Below are 19825 nucleotides of genomic sequence, written 5' to 3' on the forward strand. Positions count from 1 at the left end.
GCAATAAACTCGATATTCTTTCCTTCAAATAATCGCCGCTTTACGAGGGAAAATGATGAGAAACTGCCGTTACCACGCAGAGGTGCGCTGTCCATGGAAATGAGCTTTATCGCCAGCTTTTGGCTGGTCTCCTTTCTGCTGATCATCACGCCGGGCGCTGACTGGGCCTATACCATCAGCGCGGGAATCAACGGACGCCGCGTGATACCCGCCGTCGCCGGACTGATGTCTGGCCACCTACTGGCCACGCTGATCGTCGTCGCCGGAATCGGCGTGTTAATCGCCGGCCACCCGCTGGCGCTGTCGACGATTACCCTGCTGGGCGCGGGCTATCTGATGTGGCTGGGAATCGCTATTTTGCGCCATCCGCCAACGCCAGGCACCCAGCAATACAGCGCGGATAGCTGGAATCGCTGGGCGATTAAGGGGCTATGCATTAGCGGTCTGAACCCAAAAGTCTTTCTTCTGTTTCTGGCCCTGCTGCCGCAGTTTACCGACCCCCAGGGAAGCTGGTCTCTGGCTCAGCAGATGTCGGCGCTGGGCGGCATTCATCTGGTGACCTGCACGCTGGTCTATTTACTGGTCGGCTACGGCGCCCGAGCGCTGTTGGCAACCCGGCCTCAAATCGCACGCAAGGTCAGTATGGCTTCCGGCGTGATGATGGTCGCCGTAGCCGCCGTGCTGTTCGTGGAGCAGTTGAGGTAGGGGGGAAGTATGAGGCGTGAGCGACCGGCCTGTTCGCGCCAGTGCATTATTAAGAAAAAACGTACAGTAAAACGCCCCGCCTCACGGTTATTTTTGCATCAGCCATAACCTCCCTGAAGTTAGCCCACAGGCGACTCCGGGATCCTTATCAACCTGATTTTTGATTATGTGCCCTTCCGATATAATCCTCTTAGCAGCAGCTAAGGTTTATCTCACTTTAAATAAAATAACTCTTACCATCCGCCAGAATTCTTGCGCATCCTGTTTCCCCTATTCATAAGAAGGTTTTTGCAGTATGGTTAACAATATTAGAAGTTATATACTGCTGTATACCCACTTAAGGAGAAAACAATGAGCAGAATATGGGCCCTATCCCAAAGAGTAACGCCAAACAAAAATATAAATATAAAAACTACCTATCCAAAAGAAGCCACAACGCTTAAATATTGCCCGCCGCAGCAATAAATAATGCACATGCAGACGAGCTTAATCATTACCTGATAACGGCCAAAAAATGCGCTAGCCGGCTGCATAATAAAGGGAACTCAATGAAAAGCAATGCTATTTTAAAAAAAAGGAACTTCCTGACTCACAACGAAATAGAGTCATTACTCAAAGCGGCCAACAGTGGCGCACATGCCACGCGTAATTATTGCCTGACATTATTATGTTTTATTCACGGATTACGCGCCAGTGAAATATGCCGCCTGCAAATTTCCGATATCGACCTTAGTTCTAAATGCATCTATATTCACCGTCTTAAAAATGGATTTTCGACAACGCATCCTTTGCTGAATAAAGAAATCCGCGCATTAAAAAACTGGCTGCATGTCCGCGCCTCATACCCGCAGTCCGACAGCGAATGGTTATTTCTCTCACGAAAAGGTAATCCTTTGTCTCGCCAGCAGTTTTATCAGATTATTTCCGCCTCTGGCGATAATGCCGGGCTGTCGCTCGAAATTCATCCGCATATGCTCCGTCATTCATGCGGCTTCGCCCTGGCCAACATGGGCATTGATACCCGCCTTATCCAGGACTACCTGGGCCACCGCAACATTCGCCATACCGTATGGTATACCGCCAGTAACGCTGGCCGTTTCTATGGTATCTGGGACGAAAGCAGAGACAGACAGCGGAGCCCTGTTCTGCCGTAATGCTCGATGCCATGGAGGGCGTCAAAATAACCGTCAGGCAGCGGTAAACATTAATAAAAATTAACCATACGGTGTTTATGATTATTGTTCCGGCAAGTTCACAGCGCTACGATGATTTATCTTATTACCCCTCGGGCATGACCCAGCATATAAATGCACCAACTCCCTTCCGTTTAAAATAGCCGCAACCATGCTTTTTTCCTTTTAATTTTATACACCTGAAAAAGAACCGCGGCGCAGAGGTTGCCGCCATCAATAAAATCTATAAGAATAAGATTTATCATCTGGCAATATTCTGTCCCACAGCCGCTATAATGTCATTATTCAACTATGCTTAATCCCCTTCATATAATACGCGATTAACCTTGCGAATTATTTGTGAGCGCCCCCTGCTGTCAGCAGGGTCGTGTTAATTATCAAGATCATATCAGGAGTTATTTATTGTGAACCGACGTCGTTTTCTTACCGGTAAAGAAGTTCAGGCGATGATGCTGGCAGCCCGTCACGGGCAAACGGGAGAGCGGGATTACTGTCTAATCCTGCTCGCTTTTCGTCATGGTATGCGCATTAGCGAATTACTCGATCTGCACTATCGCGACCTCGATCTGGTCGAAGGCCGCATCAATATTCGACGGCTGAAGAATGGATTCTCCACCGTACATCCGCTGATGGTCGATGAATGTGACGCCATCAGGCGCTGGAGCCAGGTACGCGGCGCCTGGAAAGGCGCGCAAAAAACCGATGCGCTGTTTATATCGCGACGCGGTACTCCGCTTTCGCGTCAGCAGGCCTACCGAATCATCCGAACCGCTGGCGTAGACGCTGGCACGGCTACCCATACTCACCCGCATATGCTGCGCCATGCCTGCGGTTACGAGCTAGCGGAGAGAGGGGCCGACACCCGCCTTATCCAGGACTACCTCGGCCATCGAAATATTCGCCATACCGTACGCTATACGGCCAGCAACGCCGCGCGATTCGCCGGACTCTGGGAACGCAACAACCTGATGGAGTGGAATTTACAAAATCAGAGAATGGAAAATAAGAATTTGATAAATAAGGGGAAATAGCTTACCGAACAGGTCAATTGGGGCCAAACTGTGTGCATCATAAAAATATTCAGTAACCTTTTGCAACCATCGAATGCATCAAACAGAGTGTAAAAACCAATATCACATTGATTAATAATATTTTTTTATTTTTAATTTTTTCCAGAAACATCCTTCTTTCCGCTACCCATCCTTCGTGGCCCCGCGTTGCCGATAGCCATCCATGGCTTATTAAGCCTTAACTATTTCAATTCATTATCTCGAAAAACAACAACAAAGCAGATTAAAAAACCAAATTATTTATAAAAAAGCCATATTTTCAGTGAATTACGCCAACGAGTCAAAATGGCCCCAAATGTCTCATTTTTTGGGTGAAAAACATGCAGAACCGCAGCCGAAAACTTCGGCTGAAACATGAAATACCTGGAGGTCATGATGACGGCCAGATCGGTTCGTAATCCCGATATTGTTCAAAGGAAAACAACATGAAAATCAAATCACTGGCAATCGTTGTTCTGTCAGCCCTGTCTCTGAGCTCCGCGGCGGCGCTGGCCGACACCACGGTAAATGGCGGCACGGTGCATTTTAAAGGGGAAGTCGTCAACGCAGCCTGCGCCATTGACGCGGGTTCAATCGATCAGACCGTTCCAATGGGCCAGGTTCGTTCGGCAAAACTCGCTACTCCAGGCAGCACCAGCACGGCTGTCGGCTTCAATATCCAGTTGAACGATTGTGACACCACCGTTGCCACCAAGGCCGCCGTCGCCTTCACCGGCACCGCAATTGACAGCACCAACACCACCGTACTGGCGCTGCAAAGCTCCGCAGCAGGCAGCGCGAATAACGTCGGCGTGCAGATCCTGGACCGTACCGGTACGCCGCTGGTGCTGGATGGCGCGACCTTCAGCGCAGCTTCCACCTTGAACGATGGCACCAACGTCATCCCGTTCCAGGCGCGCTACTATGCGACCGCTGCAGCCACTGCCGGTACCGCTAACGCTGACGCGACCTTCAAAGTGCAATACCAGTAATTCATTCATCAGGCAGGGAAGCATATCGGGCCAGGAAGGCCCGTTATCCATAACGGAACTCGGGTGATAACGATGCAAAGGATGAAGTCAGGTCTGTTGATATTTTTGCTCCCATCGCTGGCGCTGGCCGGTAATCAATGGAACGTCACGCTGCCCGGCGGAAATATGCGCTTTCAGGGCATCATCATTGCCGAGTCCTGCCGCGTTGAAGCTGGCGACCAGCAGATGACGGTCAATATGGGACAGATCAGCAGTAATCGGCTTCATTCAGCCGGAGAAGATACGAATCCAGTTCCCTTCGATATCCACCTGCAGGAGTGCAGTACCGCCGTCAGCCAACGCGTTGGCGTGGCCTTTCACGGCGTCGCCGATGGTAAAAACCCGGACGTGCTCTCGGTGGGCGAAGGACCGGGAATAGCGACCGGCGTGGGTGTCGCTCTGTTTGATAAAGACGACCATCCGATCCCATTGAACGGTCCTCCCGCCGCCTGGACAAGATTGTATACCGGGCCAACCACATTGCATTTTGTAGCGAAATACCGGGCAACAGGGCACCAGGTCACCGGTGGCGCGGCCAACGCTCAGGCCTGGTTCTCCCTGACCTACCAGTAATGAATCAGCAGACGAACCGAAAACAGGAAACGACGGTGACGATAAAAGGGGTAAACGTGAGAACAACACTGGCGATAACGCGCGGTTTACTGGCGGGGGCGCTGATGATAGCCGCCATGGGATTTACCGCTCGCGCCGAGGCCGGCGTGGCGCTGGGGGCAACCCGCGTCATCTATCCTGCCGGGCAAAAGCAGGTTCAACTGGCGGTCACCAACAACGACGAAAAGAGCACTTATTTGATCCAGTCATGGGTGGAGAATGCCGATGGCGCGAAGGACGGCCGCTTTGTCATCACCCCGCCGCTGTTCGCCATGCAGGGGAAAAAAGAGAACACCCTGCGCATTATTGATGCCACCAACAACCAGCTGCCGCAGGATCGGGAAACGCTGTTCTGGATGAACGTCAAGGCGATCCCGTCAATGGATAAATCAAAGCTCAGCGACAACACCCTGCAACTGGCGATCATCAGCCGCATTAAGCTCTATTACCGCCCGGCAAAGCTGGTGCTGCCGCCGGATCAGGCTGCGGAGAAACTGAAGTTTCGCCGCGGCACCGGCACGCTTACGCTGGTCAATCCCACCCCCTACTACCTGACGGTCACCGAACTCAACGCCGGAACCCGGGTGCTGGAAAATGCGCTGGTTCCGCCGATGGGTGAAGCCAGCGTTAAATTGCCCGCCGATGCCGGTCGTGAGATTACATACCGGACGATTAACGACTACGGCGCGCTGACCCCACGGATGCAGGGCGTCACGCAATAACCGACGGGAGGCCGCGTCCTCCCGGAAATAAAAATAAGAACTGACAGCCGGGCGACTTTGGACCGGAGGGACTATGTCACATCTGAAATATGGACTCGACGGCCTGGACTCCGGGCGTAAAAGCAGCCACGGGCCGGGGAATACGCGCGCTTTCGCTCAAATCACGCTGGCTCTGTTACTTGCCGCACCGATCTTTTCTGTGCAGGCGGAGCTCTATTTTAATCCGCGTTTTTTAGCGGATGACCCTGCCGCCGTGGCGGATTTATCAGGATTCGCCAACGGCCAGGAGGTCCCTCCAGGAACCTATCGCGTCGATATTTACCTCAATGACGGGTTTATGACCACCCGCGATGTCACTTTTAATAGCGGAGTAAACGATCGCTCGCTGGTCCCCTGCCTGACGCGCGGGCAGCTGGCCGGGATGGGTGTCAACACGTTATCCATTGAAGGGATCGGCGCTCTGGCATCCGATGCCTGCGTACCGTTAACCGAAACCATCAAGGACGCCACTACCCGCTTCGATGTCGGTTTGCAGCGGCTGTATCTGACCGTACCCCAGGCGTTTATGGGCAACCGCGCCCGCGGCTATATTCCCCCCGAACTCTGGGACCACGGGATTAACGCCGGCCTGCTGAACTACAACTTCACCGGCAACAACGTGCACAACGACGTTGGCGGCAGCAGCAATTACGCGTACCTGAACCTGCAGAGCGGGCTCAACCTCGGCGCCTGGCGCCTGCGCGACAACACCACCTGGAGCTACAGCAGCGGCGGCAGCTCGTCGACCAATGAAAACAAGTGGCAGCACATCAATACCTGGCTTGAACGTGATATTACGCTGCTGCGCTCGCGCCTGACCCTCGGCGACAGCTACACCAACGGCGACGTCTTCGACGGCATCAACTTCCGCGGCGCGCAGCTTGCCTCCGATGACAATATGCTGCCGGACAGCCAGAAAGGGTTTGCCCCGGTCATTCACGGCATTGCCCGTGGCACCGCTCAGGTATCGGTGAAACAGAACGGCTATGAGATTTACCAGAGCACGGTACCGCCCGGCCCGTTCACCATCAACGATCTCTACTCCGCCGGCAATGGCGGCGATCTGCAGGTGACCATCAAAGAGGCCGACGGCAGCAGCCAGGTCTTCACCGTCCCTTACTCGTCCGTTCCGGTGCTCCAGCGCGAGGGCCATACCCGCTATGCCGTCACCGCCGGGGAGTACCGCAGCGGCAGCAATCAACAGGAAAAACCGAAGTTCTTCCAGAGCACCGTAATGCGCGGTCTTCCTGAGGGCTGGACGCTGTACGGCGGCACCCAGCTGGCGGACCGCTACCGCGCCTTTAACCTCGGCGTCGGCAAAAATATGGGGGAGCTGGGGGCGCTGTCGCTGGATATCACCCAGGCCAACGCCACCCTGCCCGATGACAGCGATCGTCAGGGCCAGTCGGTTCGCTTCCTCTATAACAAGTCGCTGACGGATACCGGCACCAACATCCAGTTGGTGGGCTACCGCTACTCGACGCGCGGCTATTTCAGCTTCGCCGACACCACCTACAGCCGGATGAGCGGCTACAACATCGAGACCCAGGACGGGGTGGTGCAGATGAAGCCGAAGTTCACCGATTACTACAACCTCGCGTACAACAAGCGCGGCAAAGTGCAGCTCAGCGTTACCCAGCAGCTGGGACGCACCGCCACGCTCTACCTGAGCGGCAGCCATCAGACCTACTGGGGAACCAACAGCGCCGACCAGCAGCTCCAGGCCGGGCTTAATGCCGCCATGGACGATATCAACTGGACCCTGAGCTACAGCCTGACCAAAAACGCCTGGCAGCAGGGTCGTGACCAGATGCTGGCCGTCAACGTCAGTATCCCGTTCAGCCACTGGATGCGCTCCGACAGCAAGTCGGCCTGGAGAAACGGTAACGCCAGCTACAGCATGTCCAACGATCTGAACGGCAGGACCACCAGCCTGGCGGGGCTGTACGGCACGCTGCTGGAGGACAACAACCTGAGCTACAGCGTACAGACCGGCTACGCCGGCGGCGGTGAGGGCAACAGCGGCGGTACCGGCTACGCGGCGCTGAACTACCGCGGCGGCTACGGCAACGCCAACGTCGGCTACAGCCGCAGCGACGGCATCAAACAGCTGTACTACGGCCTGAGCGGCGGCGTACTGGCCCATGCCGACGGCATCACCCTGAGCCAGCCGATGAACGATACGGTGGTGCTGATCAAAGCCCCCGGCGCGGATGGCGTGAAGGTAGAAAACCAGACCGGGGTACGGACCGACTGGCGCGGCTACGCCGTTCTGCCCTACGCCACCGAATACCGGGAAAACCGGGTGGCGCTGAACACCAATACGTTGGCCAACAACGTCGATCTTGATGATGCGGTGGTCAGTATTGTGCCCACCCACGGGGCGATTGCGCGCGCCGAATTTAAGGCCAGCGTCGGCATGAAGCTGCTGATAACGCTGACCCACAACGGTAAACCGGTTCCTTTTGGCGCCATAGCCGCCGCTGTCGATAGCCAGAATAGCAGCATCGTCGCCGATAACGGCCAGGTTTATCTGAGCGGAATGCCGCTGGCGGGCAAGGTGCGCGCGAAGTGGGGAGACGGACCCGACGCCAGCTGTGAAGCCGACTACCGCCTGCCGCCGGAAAGCCAGAACCAGGCGTTAAGCCAGCTGTCGGCAGCGTGCCGCTAAGGAAAGCATGATGATGAGAAAAAACCTGTATCTGCTGGGCGCCATACTCTCTCTGGTCTCCTTCAGCACCCCTGCCGCCGATAGCACTATTACGATTAGCGGATACGTAAGGGATAACACCTGCGCCGTGGCGGGTGAGTCAAAAGATTTTACCGTCGACCTGATGAATAACGCCGCCAAACAGTTTAATGCCGTCGGCACGACCACGCCGCTGGTGCCTTTTCGCATCGTGCTATCGCCCTGCGGCGGTTCCGTCACCGCGGTCAAAGTCGGTTTTACCGGCGTAGCGGATAGCGACAACACCAGCCTGCTTAAGCTGGACAGCGGCGTATCAGCAGCATCCGGCATCGGCGTGCAGATCCTTAACGGCAGCCGGGCCCCCCTGCTACTCAACGCCCCCTCGTCAAACATCGCGTGGACCACGCTGAAACCCGGGCAGACCAACACCCTGAACTTTTACGCCCGGCTGATGGCCGCGCGCGTCCCGATTACGGCAGGACACGTTAATGCCACCGCAACCTTCACGCTTGAATTTCAGTAACCGGAGGCTGAAATGAAATGGACTCATGCACCCTGGCTGCTGGCGGTAATCATGACCTTCGCCAGCGCCCCCCAAGCCGCCGACGTCACCATTACCGTTAACGGCAAAGTGGTGGCCAAACCCTGCACCATCGCCACCCCAAAGGCCACCGTCGACCTCGGTGATTTATACACCTTTAACATGCTTTCACCCGGCTCGGCATCAGGCTGGCATGACGTCACGATCGAGCTCAGCAACTGTCCGGTTGGTACCTCACGGGTCACCGCCAGCTTCAGCGGCACGGCGGATGCCACCGGCTATTACAAAAACCAGGGGACGGCGGGCAACCTCCAGCTGGAGCTGCAGGACACCAGCGGCGCCCGGTTTAACAACGGCACAAGCAAAACGGTGGCCGTCAACGATGCCACGCAATCCACCCGCTTTCCATTGCGCGTCAGGGCGCTGACGGTTAATGGCGGGCCAACGCAAGGAACAATCCAGGCGGTGATTAACGTCACCTACACCTGGCTATAAGGCAGGAGAACGTTATGAATCAGCGGATTACCGCTCCCCGTAGATGTCATATGGCGCTGGTCAAGGCGCTGTGGCTGGCGATTGTGTTAGCGGGCTTTTCCACCAGCGTCAGGGCCTATACCTGCTACGACTCCACCGGCACCATATTAAATAGCGATTCCGGCGGGAAAGTATCCAACGTCTACGTGAACCTGCAGCCAAGCCTCGGGGCCGGGCAGAACCTGGTCGTCGACTTATCCAGCTCGATTTTTTGTAAAAATGACGCGCCGGACCGGCGCAACGACATGGTAAGCATGCTACAGGGCTCGGCCTATAGCGGCCTGTTGACCAATTTTACCGGCTCTTTAAAGTACTATGGGGTTAGCTATAGCTTCCCGCTAAACTCCCCGACCGCCAGCCACAACTTTACTTCCGGTAACTACACCAGCTGGAATACCCAGCTCTACCTGACGCCAATATCCACCGCCTCCGGGCTGGCGATAAGCGCCGGCTCGCATATCGCCACGCTGGTCATGTATCAGGTGGGTTCCGATATCAACGGCGGCGGTAACGTTCGTACCTCAAAATTTACCTGGAATATCTATTCCAACAATAGCGTGATTATCCCGACGGGCGGCTGCGATGTTTCCGCTCGCAACGTCACGGTAACGCTGCCTGAGTACCCGGGTTCAACCGCTGTTCCGCTTACGGTACGCTGCGGGCAAAATCAAAAGATAGGTTTTTACCTCTCCGGCACCACGGCGGATAGCGCCAACACCGTTTTCACCAATACCTCTTCCGCCTCACCGGCTCAGGGCATTGGCGTTCAGCTACTGCGCAATGGCACCATCCTGCGTTCAAACAGTACCGTCTCAATGGGAACCGTGGGCACCTCCGCGGTCAACCTGGGACTCACCGCAACCTATGCGCGCACCAGCGGCCAGGTCACCGCGGGCAACGTGCAATCCATTATTGGGGTGACCTTTGTTTACCAGTAACGCGCCTGCGGCGCGTGATAGAACGGGAATGGACTATATTCTTTCGCCCTGCTCGCTGGTCGCCGATGGATTAGTCAAAGTGATGATGGCCAACAGCATGCAGCCCGTTGTGCTGCCGTCGGATGCGACGAGGCTTCCCGGCGACGCGAACATTCGCCGCATCATCGTTTTTCTGCCGGAAACGCCGGCCAGGCTGCTCGCCACCCTACAGCAGGCCGCTGCGTTTCTCGAACGTTCGGCAACGCCGCTGCCGATGCTGATCCTTAGCCGCAGTCCGGCCAGTTGGCTGTGGCACACGCTGCTGCATCAGGTCATCGATCGACATTTACTTTCTGAAGTGCGATCCGCCGCCTCGGACCTGCCCGTCCCCAGCCTGACCGCAGTGCTCCAGGACTACATTCTGCAAAGATATCCTTCGCTTAAGCAGTTGGCCGACGAAGAGATACGCCTCGGCGGAAAGCGCCCCGGCGGGCTCACCAGGCCGGAGCTCAATGCCATTCTCGGTCTACTCAGCGGATACAGCGTCAACGCCCAGGCAAAGCGCCGCGGCATTAGCCACAAAACGCTTTATAACCAGCGCACAGCAGGACTGAAAAAAATGGTGGAACATTATCCTCAGCTGGCAACCCGTTTCCCCGGCAGCCAGACCAAAGGGCAGAAGATCCAGCCGGATGCCGCGCTCTCCGCCTTTGAGCGCGAATTTGTCCACGCGATTCACTGTCGGCAAATTTTCCCGGTCTTCCAGCCCATCACTGACGATCGGATGCGGCTAAAAGGTTTAGAGATCCTCTGTCGCTGGCGGCAAAAAGGTCAGGTTCTGCTTCCCGGCGAGTTTTTACCGCAGATACGTTCCGCGTACGCCTGGCTGGTGTTGACAGCCTTTATGCTTCGCGAGGCCGTGGAGAGTATCAATTTGCATCCAGGTGAGTTTTATTTCTCAGTCAATATTCCCGCCGCTATCGCCAGCAATGACAACCTGATCCGCATGCTGGAGACCGCGCGCCAACAGCTGCGCGAGCCCCATCTGTCCTCGAGGTTGGTACTGGAATTTGCTGAAACCCTGGACCTCAACCTGCAGAGTAAAATTGCCGATAATATTTCCCGGCTACGCAAGCAGGGCTTTGCCATTATGCTCGATGACTGCTTTTCACAAAGCAGCGTCATGTTTCCAGTGAGGTCGGTCAGGTTCAGCGCCTATAAGCTGGATATGAGCATCGTCAACGATATGCAGCGCGATCCTCACGCCATGGCCCTGATCAAAAGCCTGCTTTACTACTGCCAGCTAACCGGTAGCCGCTGTGTTGCCGAAGGCGTGGACAGCCTGGATAAATTCAACCGGCTGAGAGCTCTGGGGATCGACCGTTTTCAGGGTTATCTCATTTCGCCGCCGGTGGAGCGGGAAAACGTCAGTGACCTTATCCACCAGCTTTTATCCGGCCGCAATCTGAGCCTTATCGACGGATGAAAAATCCCCAGAAGACGTCGCCGACCGCGCCAGGCTAAAATAGTTGCGCCAGCGCGCTGGCGCATTTATTCAGGCGCGGATATCGTCGTACTCGCGGGTATTATCAAATTCATGTTTGGCAAACGGGCATAGTGGAATAATTTTGCGCTGCTCGCCGCGCATTTTTTCTACCACTTTCGCCACCAGCTTTTTCCCTACCCCCTGTCCTTTCAGGCTGGGGTCGACGTCGGTATGCTCAATAATGCTGAGGTGCTCGCCCGTAGGCACAAAAACAATTTCCGCCACCTGATTCCCGTCGGCATCATTGACGTAAAACTTATTATGACCTTCCAGTATTTCCATCGTTTCCTCGCTTATTTTTGGCGATACTTCAGTGCGCCGCTCGGGCAGGTATCAATAACCTTAACCACCGTGTCCACGTCCACTTCATCGGGGACGATCCACGGTTTGCGTTTCAGGTTGAAAAGCTTCGCGCTGCCGCGCACGCAGTTGCCCGAGTGCTGACAGATATCGGTGTTAAAATAGACATCGATTTTCTCGCCGGTATAGGCGCGATAACCCGCGTCCAGTAGTTCTTTATCCATGACATTGCCTCAGTTCTGACTATTTTTTATAACTTTGTCTCTAAGCATAGTCCTGCCAACAACCGCTGACTATCGGTAACGGGTGAAATTTTATTTCGGTAGCCGCACGCCATTAATGCAGAATGAATGATTTTCTATGCACTCTTTAGCCAAAGAAAATGTTCTGATTGCCGATAAAGTACGGACGCTTCTGTTATATCCATCTTTAATTTCCCTGGCAGTGAGATTAAACTCATTCCATCCTAACCCGAGCACTCAGGTATTTAGTCTTGAATCGCATTGTAAAGCTGGCGCGCCCTTCGCTCTTATTCTCGCTATTTACGCTCACCGGCTGCTCATTATCCCCGGCGATTCCGGTATTAGGCGCTGCCTTTCCAGGCTGGTTCTTCTGCTTATTAGGCGCCTCGCTATTACTTATTCCCTGCCATATCCTGATTGTGCGTAAAGGATGGCAGTCGCGATTTTCTCCGCTGGTCTTCAGCTATCTGGCGCTGATGTTCCTGTTCGCCACGATTCTGTGGTTCCTGTTCTTCGTAAACTAGATACCTATGACTCAATCCCGCTCAAGCGTTATCCGCAAAAAATGGCCCCTGCTGGCGCTCGTTCTCGCCGCTATTGTGGCGCTAATTGTGGTTATCTGGCAGCTGCAAACCTCGCCGGAAACCAACGATGCCTACGTCTATGCCGACACCATCGACGTGGTGCCGGAAGTGAGCGGGCGGATCGTCGAGATGCCTATTCGCGACAATCAACGGGTAAAAAAAGGCGACCTGCTGTTCCGCATCGACCCGCGCCCCTACCAGGCGATGCTCGACGATGCCAAAGCCCGCCTGACCACGCTTGATGCGCAGATTATGCTGACCCAGCGCACGATCAAAGCGCAGGAGTACAACGCGCAGTCGGTCAGCGCCGCCGTTGAACGCGCTAAAGCGCTGGTTAAGCAGACCACCTCTTCACGCATACGCCTTGAGCCACTGGTACCGCAAGGGTTTGCCTCACAAGAAGATCTGGATCAGGCGCGAACGGCCGAAAAAGCGGCGCGCGCCGAACTGGAGGCCACCCTGCTGCAGGCGAAACAGGCTTCCGCCGCCGTGACCGGCGTCGATGCCATGGTGGCGCAGCGCGCGGGGATCCTCGCGCAGATTGCGCTGGCGGAGCTGCACCTTGAATTCACCGAAGTGCGTGCGCCGTTTAACGGTGTAGTGGTGGCGCTGAAAACGACGATCGGCCAGTACGCCTCGGCCCTTAAGCCGGTCTTTACCCTGCTGGATGACGACCACTGGTACGTGGTGGCGAACTTCCGTGAAACCGACTTGCAGAACGTGCGGCCCGGCGTTCCGGCAAGAATCACCGTCATGACCAACCACAGCCGTACCTTTGAGGGCGTGGTCGACTCGGTCGGCACCGGCGTTCTGCCCGACGGCGGCAGCGTCATCGAGGGCCTGCCGGTCATCCAGAAGAGTATCAACTGGGTCCACGTCTCCCAGCGCTTCCCGGTCAAAATCGCCGTCAAAGACCCCGACCCGGCCCTGTTCCGTATGGGCGCCTCCGCCAGCGCCGTTCTGCAGCCGCAATAAGGAGACGGCATGCAGAGCTTATGGCCGTTTCTCACCCGTGAACTCCACGATGCGCCGGGGCGGGCGAACTACACCCTGCGCCTGACGCTCAGCTGCGCGGTGCTGATCGTGCTGTTTATGACGTTGCATATTCCCTTCCTCGCCGTCGCCCTGATCGTGGTGTTTTACGTCAGCCAGCCTAACGTGCTGATGATTAAGCTGGTCAGCGTGGTTTTCGTGCTCACCGTCAGCGTCGCGCTCGGCGGCGTGCTGCTGATTATCAAGTGGACCTATGACTATCCGCTGATCCGCCTGGTCGCCTCGGTGATCCTGTTCTTCTGCGCCATTTATCTGATGCGGGTGCTCGGCAAGCTGGGGCTGGCATTTTTCGTGGTGGCGCTGGCGGTCATCTACGCCCAGACCTTCCCGTCGATGACCAGCCAGAGCGAAATTCTGGTGCGCCTGCTGCTGTGGCTATGGGTAGCAATTAATACCGCCATTCTGGTGACGCTGCTGGTCAACGCCTGTTTCCAGCAGGCCTTTCCCGGCTATCAGTTTAAAGCCCGGCTGGTGGTGATGCTGCGCCAGACGGCGAAGGTGCTTAGCCAACCGGATGCTGGAGAGTCGCAGCCTACCTTTACCGAGATCGCCGGGCAGTTTAACCAGCTGCAGTCCCTGTATCAGCAGGCTGCACGCGCCACGCCGGAGATCGCCGCCGACCCGCAGGCCTGGCAGGCGCTGATGGCCGCCGCGCTGCGCTGCTATCATTTGACGGCGCTGCTCCAGCCGGGCGACGACCATTCCGATGCGCGTCAGCGGATAGCCCACGAACTTAACGCGCTGGCGGATAATTTGCCCAGCCCCACGGCGGTGGATATTGAGCCGTTGATGGTCCCGCGCGACGGCGCCAACGGCGCCATTTTGCAGGAGATCGCCGAGGTGCTGGCGCGGCTGGCGCGCGGCGAAGACATCGCGTTACCGCAGGGTGAAGTGGAAAAAGCGCCGCTGCTACTGCCGGACGCGTGGTCCAATCCCGCCTATCTACACTTTGCCCTGAAAACGCTGCTGGCGACGCTGCTGTGCTACGTTTTCTATACCGCCGCCGACTGGCAGGGCATCCACACCATCATGCTGAGCTGCGTGATCGTCGCCCAGCCGGGCCTGGGCGCCACCATGCAGAAAACGTGGCTGCGCATCGGCGGCGCGCTGCTGGCTACGCTGATTGCGCTTCTGCTGATCGTCTTTGTGCAACCCTGGACCGACTCGCTAAGCGGCCTGTTGGCGATGACCCTGCCGGTTTTCGCGCTGGCGGCGTGGATTGCGGCAGGCTCGGAGCGCATCGCCTACGCCGGCATTCAGATAGGCTTTACCTTCGCGCTGGCGTTCCTCAGCTGGTTTGGCCCGCTCAGTAACCTTACCGAACTGCGCGACCGGGTTATCGGTATCCTGCTCGGCGTGCTGGTCTCCTCCATTGTTCATCTCTATTTATGGCCCGATAGCGAAGCGCCGCGGCTTAAGGCGCGTCTGGCGCAGCTGTATCGTCAGCTGGCGCAGACCCTCGCCGCCCGCGACGATGAGGTTCAACTGGTACCGCTCTTTGCCGCGCTGACCGAAAGCGAAACCTTAATTAACCGGGTGTCCGCCGAGCCGTTGGGAACCTACGCGCACCCGTGGCCGGAAGCGAAAAACTGGCCGACGCGGGCGACTTTTCATCAGGCAGAAGAGATCCTGCGCCTCAGTGAAGGCTATCGCCTGAATGCGGCGTCGGGGGATACCTTTTTATCCCGCTGCGCCCCGCGGCTTGAGGACTACGCCGCCGGTATCGACGCGCAGCAAACCACCGCAGAACGCTCTCAGGCGCTTCTCCCGGACCCGGCGAATCCGTTTGGCGCGCCGCTGGTCCACGCGTTGGCCGCCCTGCCGGCGTGGCCCTTTGCATCCTCCGTTATTCCGCGACAGGCAACCCGCTCATGATAAACATCACTCCTCCTCCGCGCGTCTGGCGTACCCCGGCGCTTGCCTTCGCCCTGACGCTGTTAACCGGGTGCGCGTTAATTCAGGACGATCCCGGCCAGGTGCCGCTGGTCAAGCCGCAGCAGGCCGAGCTGGCGCAGGTGATCCATCTGGCGAATAGCGGCTGGCCGACGGCGCGCTGGTGGGAAGGCTATCAGGATCCGCAGCTCAATATGCTGGTCAACCGCGCGTTGCAGAATTCACCCACTATGCAGGCTGCGCGGCTGCGTATTTCGCAATCGCAGTCCACCGTGGAGCTGGCGCAGTCGGCAATGGGCGTGCAGGCCACCGCCGTGGCGGCGCAAAACCGCCTGCGGGTGACCAATAAACAGTTCACCTGGCCCTACTCCTTCTCCCTGCCGGTGGATAAAAACGGCCCCTGGTACACGTTGAATACGGTCGGCGTAGGGGCAACGCTGAATATCGATTTATGGGGCGCCGACCGCGCCCGCGTCGCCGCCGCGATTGGCGAAAAGAACGCCCGCCAGGCGGAGACCGCCGGTATCGAGCTGGATCTCGCCAGCAGCGTCGCCCAGCTCTATTTCGCGATGCAGGCAACCTTCCAGAAAATCGAATTACTCAACCAACTGGAGGCCATCGCCAGTCTCTCGGTGCGGGCCCATGAGCATCGTACCGCGCGCGGCGTCGAGGATAGCGTCGATGTCGCCAATGCCCAGGCGGAGCTGCTGGCGGCGCAGCAGCAGGTGATTACGGCGCAGGGAACGATAACGCAGTATCGGGAAACCCTGCGGGCGCTGATCGGCGCTGATGCGCATAGCATGCCGGAGATCCATCCGGTGGCGCTGCCGGCGCTGCAGGAAACGCTCCCGGACTCGCTCTCGTTTGAGCTGCTGGCCCGCCGCCCGGACCTGCAGGCGCTGCGCGGCTACGTTAGCGCCTCGATGAGCCAGGTGGACGCGGCAAAAGCGGCCTTTTACCCGCACTTTGATATCAAGGCCTTCTGGGGCTACAACGCCCTGAGCGTCGGCGACCTGTTTAAGTCCTCCTTCCAGCAGATCAATATACTGCCGGGGCTCTATTTACCGCTGTTTGACGGTGGGCGCTTAAACGCCACCCTGAAATCGACGCGTACGGCGAGCAATATCCTGATTAAGCAGTACAACCAGGCGGTGCTGGACGCGGTGCGCGACGTGGCGATTAGCTCCAGCCAGTTGAACGATTTGAACCAGCAGGCCGCCCTGCAGCAGCAGAAAGTGACGGCGGCGATGGTGACCACCCGCAGCGCCAGCGCGCACCATCAGCGCGGGCTGGTCAGCTACTATGCGGCGCAGGAGGCGCGTCGCCCGGCCATCGCGCAGCAGCTTTTGCTGCTGGATATCCAGGCCCAGCGGCTCAGCACTGATATCACGTTGATTAAAGCATTGGGCGGCGATTACCGCGGCCCGGCGCTGAGCGAGAACGCCCCATCGCGCTAGCTTAACAGGCGCCATTCGCGCGCCTGGTTTACCGCCTGGATGCGTCCCTTCACCTGCAGCTTTTCATACAGCTGCTTAAGGTGCCATTTGACGGTTTCCGCCGAAATACCCAGCTCGCGCGCGACGCCCTTATTGGAATAGCCGTCGGCAATTAAACGCAGGGTCTGCTGCTCCCGTTCGGTCAGCCGCAGGGCGGGCGGCTGCGGGCGGGCGCTATCAATCGCGATGTCGGCGGCGGCGAAACGCGACAGCACAGCGGCGATATCGGCGGTCAGCGCATCATCCGCCGCGCCGCGCTTGTGTATCTCCGCCAGCAGCGCAGCCATCTCTTCCCTCCCCTCCAGCAGGCTGCGCCATAACCCCTGATGCAGCGCGCGCGCAAGCGCCGGTCGGCAGATAGTCATCGCCTGCTCCCGCTCGCCGGCACGCCAGAGGGCGAGCGCCTGCCTGAGCCGCAAACGCACGGCGAACAGCCACTCGCCGCTAGTTTCCCGTACGCCGGCCAGCGTATCCAGCAGCCGCGTGGCGGCCAGCGGTTCGCCGGCGGCGATAAGGAGGCGGCTCTGGCTGAGCGCGATATATCCGCCGGCAGCCTCCGTCTGGCTAAGGGTCTGCAGACGAAGCAGCAGCGCCTCAGCGGCCAGTTTGTCGCCCGCGTGAAGCGCGACGGCGATCCGCTCCGCCAGCAGCGGCGCCTGCGCCCGCAGCCAGCCGCGCTGGGCCGCCAGCCCTTCGGCATGCAGTAATAGCGATTCGGCCTCCGCGAGCCGCCCCGTTTCTCGGGCCTGGCGGGCCAGGACGATGTAGGTGCGGCTAAGGCCGTCCGGCGGACAAAAGCTGTCGATAGTCTCCAGACGCGGAACCAGCAGGCTTTGCGCTTGCTCTCCCTTCCCCTGCTCCCAGGCGATCTCCGCCAGGATGGGCGCCAGGGTTGCGCCGCTGCTGGCGTTCTCACCGGCGTGCCGCTCCGCGTAGCGCAGAGCCCGTGCCGCCTGGCGTTCCGCTTCGGCAAGATTTCCCTGACGCAGATAGCTCTGCGCCATGACGAACGCCCGGTAAACCGTCACGAACAGGTTGCGGTTAGCGAGGTTAACACCGGATACCCGCTGCTGAACCTCCAGCGCCTGCTGCGGCCGGGAGTCCGCCAGATGGCAGTAGCTGAGGATGTTGCATACCAGGCCATCGACCCAAATATCGCCGCAGGGCACCTCGCGCAGCAGCGGTTCGACAATGGCGATACTGCGGTCGATATTGTCGGCAAAGGCTTCGCAGATCGCGCGCACTACCCGCAGCTTAACCCACGCGCTGTGGGCCAGCGCCTCGCCATGCGCCGCCGATTGCATCTCAATGGCATCCAACAGCTGGCGGGCTTCGCTGAATCGGAAACGGTGGGCTAGCGCCCAGGCCAGGTTTAGCTGCAGCGCAATGCGCGACGGGTCAGGATGCGCAGGCAGATAGCGGATCCACTGCACCAGGGTATCGATATCCCCCTCTTCCGCCAGCGACTGCGCGCCGGCTTCCGCATCCTTCGCCGCCGACGTCCCGGCGGCCAGCGCATGGCGTATCGCCTCGGCCCACAGCTGCTGTGAGGCGAACCAGCCGCTGGCGCGGTCGTGCAGCTGGCGAATATCAATCTCACCGCTGTGCCGCAGGCGGTGCAGCAGCGCGTCGCGCATCAGCGGGTGATAGCGAAACCAAAGGCCGCTTTCATCCAGCGCGGAAAGAAACAGGTTATGCCGCTCTATCCACGCCAGCATCGCGCTGGCGTTATTGCGGCCGCAGACGACGTCGCACAGCGCCGGATGCAGGCGATTAAGCATCGAGGTCTGCAGAAGGAAGTCGAGCACCTCTGGCGGCAGCGGCGCGAAAATCACCTCATCCAGATAGCGGGAGATTGACCGCGAGCCGGCGCTGTGCCCCATCGCCGTGGAGGCGTCCGCAGAGAGCGCGGCCATTTTCATTCCCGCGATCCACCCTTCCGTGAGCGCGATTAGCCGCGGGATCGCCTGCGGATCCAGCCCCGATGCGCCGGAGAACCAGGCGCGGGCTTCGCTGGGGGTAAAGCGCAGCTCGGGGTCGTACACCTCCAGCAGCTGATCCTGCATATGCAGACGGCTGAGGGCTAAAGACGGCTGACTGCGGCTACCGATAATCAGGTGCAGCGCCGGCGGCGCATGGTTCAGCAGCCAGCTCATTCCCTGATGAATCGCCGGATCGCTGATGCATTGATAGTCGTCGAGGATCAGATACAGCGGGTGCGGGCACTGATTAAGCTGATTAACGAGTTCAGCAAAGAACAGGGGGAGATCGGCCGGAAGCTCGCCTTGCAGCAGCTGCAGAAACGACGGGCTCCACCCCTGCCACAAGGGCCGCAGCGCCTCCTGCAGATAGCGTATAAACAGTAGCGGCGCGTTGTCATCCTCTTCAAGGCTCAGCCAGGCCAGCGCATCCCCTTGTCGAAGGCGGTGCCGGTACCACTGCGCCAGCAGGGTGGTTTTGCCAAATCCGGCGGGCGCGCGCACCAGGGTTAAACGGCGGGAGACGGCGGCGTCGAGGCGCTGTAGCAGGCGCTCCCGCGACAGCAGACTTTCCGGCGTACGGGGCGGCGTAAAGCGCGTGGAGATAAGCGGCAGCGTCCCCGTGAAGCGTAAAGGTTCCTGATGAACAAGCGCTGCCAGCGCATCATCCGCCGAGGATAAAAAGGCCATACCACGATTA

The 19825-nt window shown here is 58.1% G+C and carries 18 protein-coding genes; 15 read left to right on the plus strand and 3 right to left on the minus strand.

Annotated features, from left to right (window positions below; all coding sequences use genetic code 11):
• The first annotated feature begins 93 nt into the window (after positions 1-93).
• From KCG39_RS13845 to KCG39_RS13895, 11 genes are all read left to right on the plus strand, one after another.
• A complete protein-coding gene (locus KCG39_RS13845) occupies positions 94-705 on the plus strand; it encodes a LysE family translocator (RefSeq protein ID WP_004124739.1) in 612 nt (203 codons plus the stop codon).
• A gap of 548 nt (positions 706-1253) precedes the next feature.
• Positions 1254-1859 carry a tyrosine-type DNA invertase gene (locus KCG39_RS13850; protein WP_004124742.1) on the plus strand — a complete coding sequence of 202 codons (606 nt, stop codon included), beginning with the start codon at positions 1254-1256 and terminating at the stop codon, positions 1857-1859.
• A gap of 443 nt (positions 1860-2302) precedes the next feature.
• A complete protein-coding gene (locus KCG39_RS13855; protein ID WP_004124745.1) occupies positions 2303-2929 on the plus strand; it encodes a tyrosine-type DNA invertase in 627 nt (208 codons plus the stop codon).
• Positions 2930-3393: 464 nt separating this feature from the next.
• The gene (gene fimA, locus KCG39_RS13860; protein WP_004124748.1) at positions 3394-3939 is read left to right on the plus strand and encodes a type 1 fimbrial major subunit FimA; all 546 of its coding nucleotides are present in this window, start codon (positions 3394-3396) and stop codon (positions 3937-3939) included.
• 72 nt (positions 3940-4011) lie between these two features.
• Entirely contained in the window at positions 4012-4551 is a 540-nt protein-coding gene (fimI, locus tag KCG39_RS13865; RefSeq protein ID WP_004124751.1) for a type 1 fimbrial minor subunit FimI, read from the plus strand.
• 35 nt (positions 4552-4586) lie between these two features.
• Entirely contained in the window at positions 4587-5312 is a 726-nt protein-coding gene (locus tag KCG39_RS13870) for a fimbria/pilus periplasmic chaperone (protein WP_142468468.1), read from the plus strand.
• A gap of 73 nt (positions 5313-5385) precedes the next feature.
• Positions 5386-8022 (plus strand): fimbrial biogenesis usher protein, encoded by a 2637-nt coding sequence (locus KCG39_RS13875; RefSeq protein ID WP_142445229.1) that lies wholly within the window; start codon positions 5386-5388, stop codon positions 8020-8022.
• Between the two features lie 13 nt (positions 8023-8035).
• On the plus strand, positions 8036-8563 hold the full coding sequence (fimF, locus tag KCG39_RS13880; protein ID WP_162626091.1) for a type 1 fimbrial adaptor subunit FimF: 528 nt from the start codon (positions 8036-8038) through the stop codon (positions 8561-8563).
• A 12-nt stretch (positions 8564-8575) separates the two neighbouring features.
• Positions 8576-9076, plus strand: coding sequence for a type 1 fimbrial minor subunit FimG (fimG, locus tag KCG39_RS13885; protein ID WP_142468428.1), 501 nt, complete (start codon positions 8576-8578; stop codon positions 9074-9076).
• A 50-nt stretch (positions 9077-9126) separates the two neighbouring features.
• A complete protein-coding gene (locus KCG39_RS13890) occupies positions 9127-10053 on the plus strand; it encodes a fimbrial protein (protein ID WP_170100957.1) in 927 nt (308 codons plus the stop codon).
• A 28-nt stretch (positions 10054-10081) separates the two neighbouring features.
• On the plus strand, positions 10082-11518 hold the full coding sequence (locus KCG39_RS13895) for an EAL domain-containing protein (RefSeq protein ID WP_004124775.1): 1437 nt from the start codon (positions 10082-10084) through the stop codon (positions 11516-11518).
• A gap of 69 nt (positions 11519-11587) precedes the next feature.
• On the opposite strand, the gene KCG39_RS13900 is transcribed toward KCG39_RS13895, so the two are convergent.
• Positions 11588-11860, minus strand: coding sequence for a GNAT family N-acetyltransferase (locus tag KCG39_RS13900; RefSeq protein ID WP_004124777.1), 273 nt, complete (start codon positions 11858-11860; stop codon positions 11588-11590).
• 11 nt (positions 11861-11871) lie between these two features.
• On the minus strand, positions 11872-12102 hold the full coding sequence (gene yjdI, locus KCG39_RS13905; protein ID WP_004124779.1) for a 4Fe-4S mono-cluster protein YjdI: 231 nt from the start codon (positions 12100-12102) through the stop codon (positions 11872-11874).
• Between the two features lie 269 nt (positions 12103-12371).
• On the opposite strand from yjdI, the gene KCG39_RS13910 reads away from it, so the two are divergent.
• The 4 genes from KCG39_RS13910 to KCG39_RS13925 are packed head-to-tail and all read left to right on the plus strand — an operon-like array spanning position 12372 to position 17107.
• The gene (locus KCG39_RS13910) at positions 12372-12644 is read left to right on the plus strand and encodes a YtcA family lipoprotein (RefSeq protein WP_004124782.1); all 273 of its coding nucleotides are present in this window, start codon (positions 12372-12374) and stop codon (positions 12642-12644) included.
• 6 nt (positions 12645-12650) lie between these two features.
• A complete protein-coding gene (gene mdtN / locus KCG39_RS13915; protein ID WP_004124783.1) occupies positions 12651-13679 on the plus strand; it encodes a multidrug transporter subunit MdtN in 1029 nt (342 codons plus the stop codon).
• A gap of 9 nt (positions 13680-13688) precedes the next feature.
• The gene (locus tag KCG39_RS13920; RefSeq protein ID WP_142468425.1) at positions 13689-15632 is read left to right on the plus strand and encodes an FUSC family protein; all 1944 of its coding nucleotides are present in this window, start codon (positions 13689-13691) and stop codon (positions 15630-15632) included.
• On the plus strand, positions 15629-17107 hold the full coding sequence (locus KCG39_RS13925) for an MdtP family multidrug efflux transporter outer membrane subunit (RefSeq protein WP_004124789.1): 1479 nt from the start codon (positions 15629-15631) through the stop codon (positions 17105-17107). Before KCG39_RS13920 ends, KCG39_RS13925 begins: the two co-directional genes overlap by 4 nt.
• On the opposite strand, the gene KCG39_RS13930 is transcribed toward KCG39_RS13925, so the two are convergent.
• The gene (locus KCG39_RS13930) at positions 17104-19815 is read right to left on the minus strand and encodes a winged helix-turn-helix domain-containing protein (protein ID WP_142469420.1); all 2712 of its coding nucleotides are present in this window, start codon (positions 19813-19815) and stop codon (positions 17104-17106) included. The two genes, KCG39_RS13925 and KCG39_RS13930, sit on opposite strands and share 4 nt — an antisense overlap.
• Positions 19816-19825: the final 10 nt, after the last annotated feature.

Source organism: Klebsiella pasteurii (genome assembly GCF_018139045.1).
GTDB lineage: Bacteria > Pseudomonadota > Gammaproteobacteria > Enterobacterales > Enterobacteriaceae > Klebsiella > Klebsiella grimontii.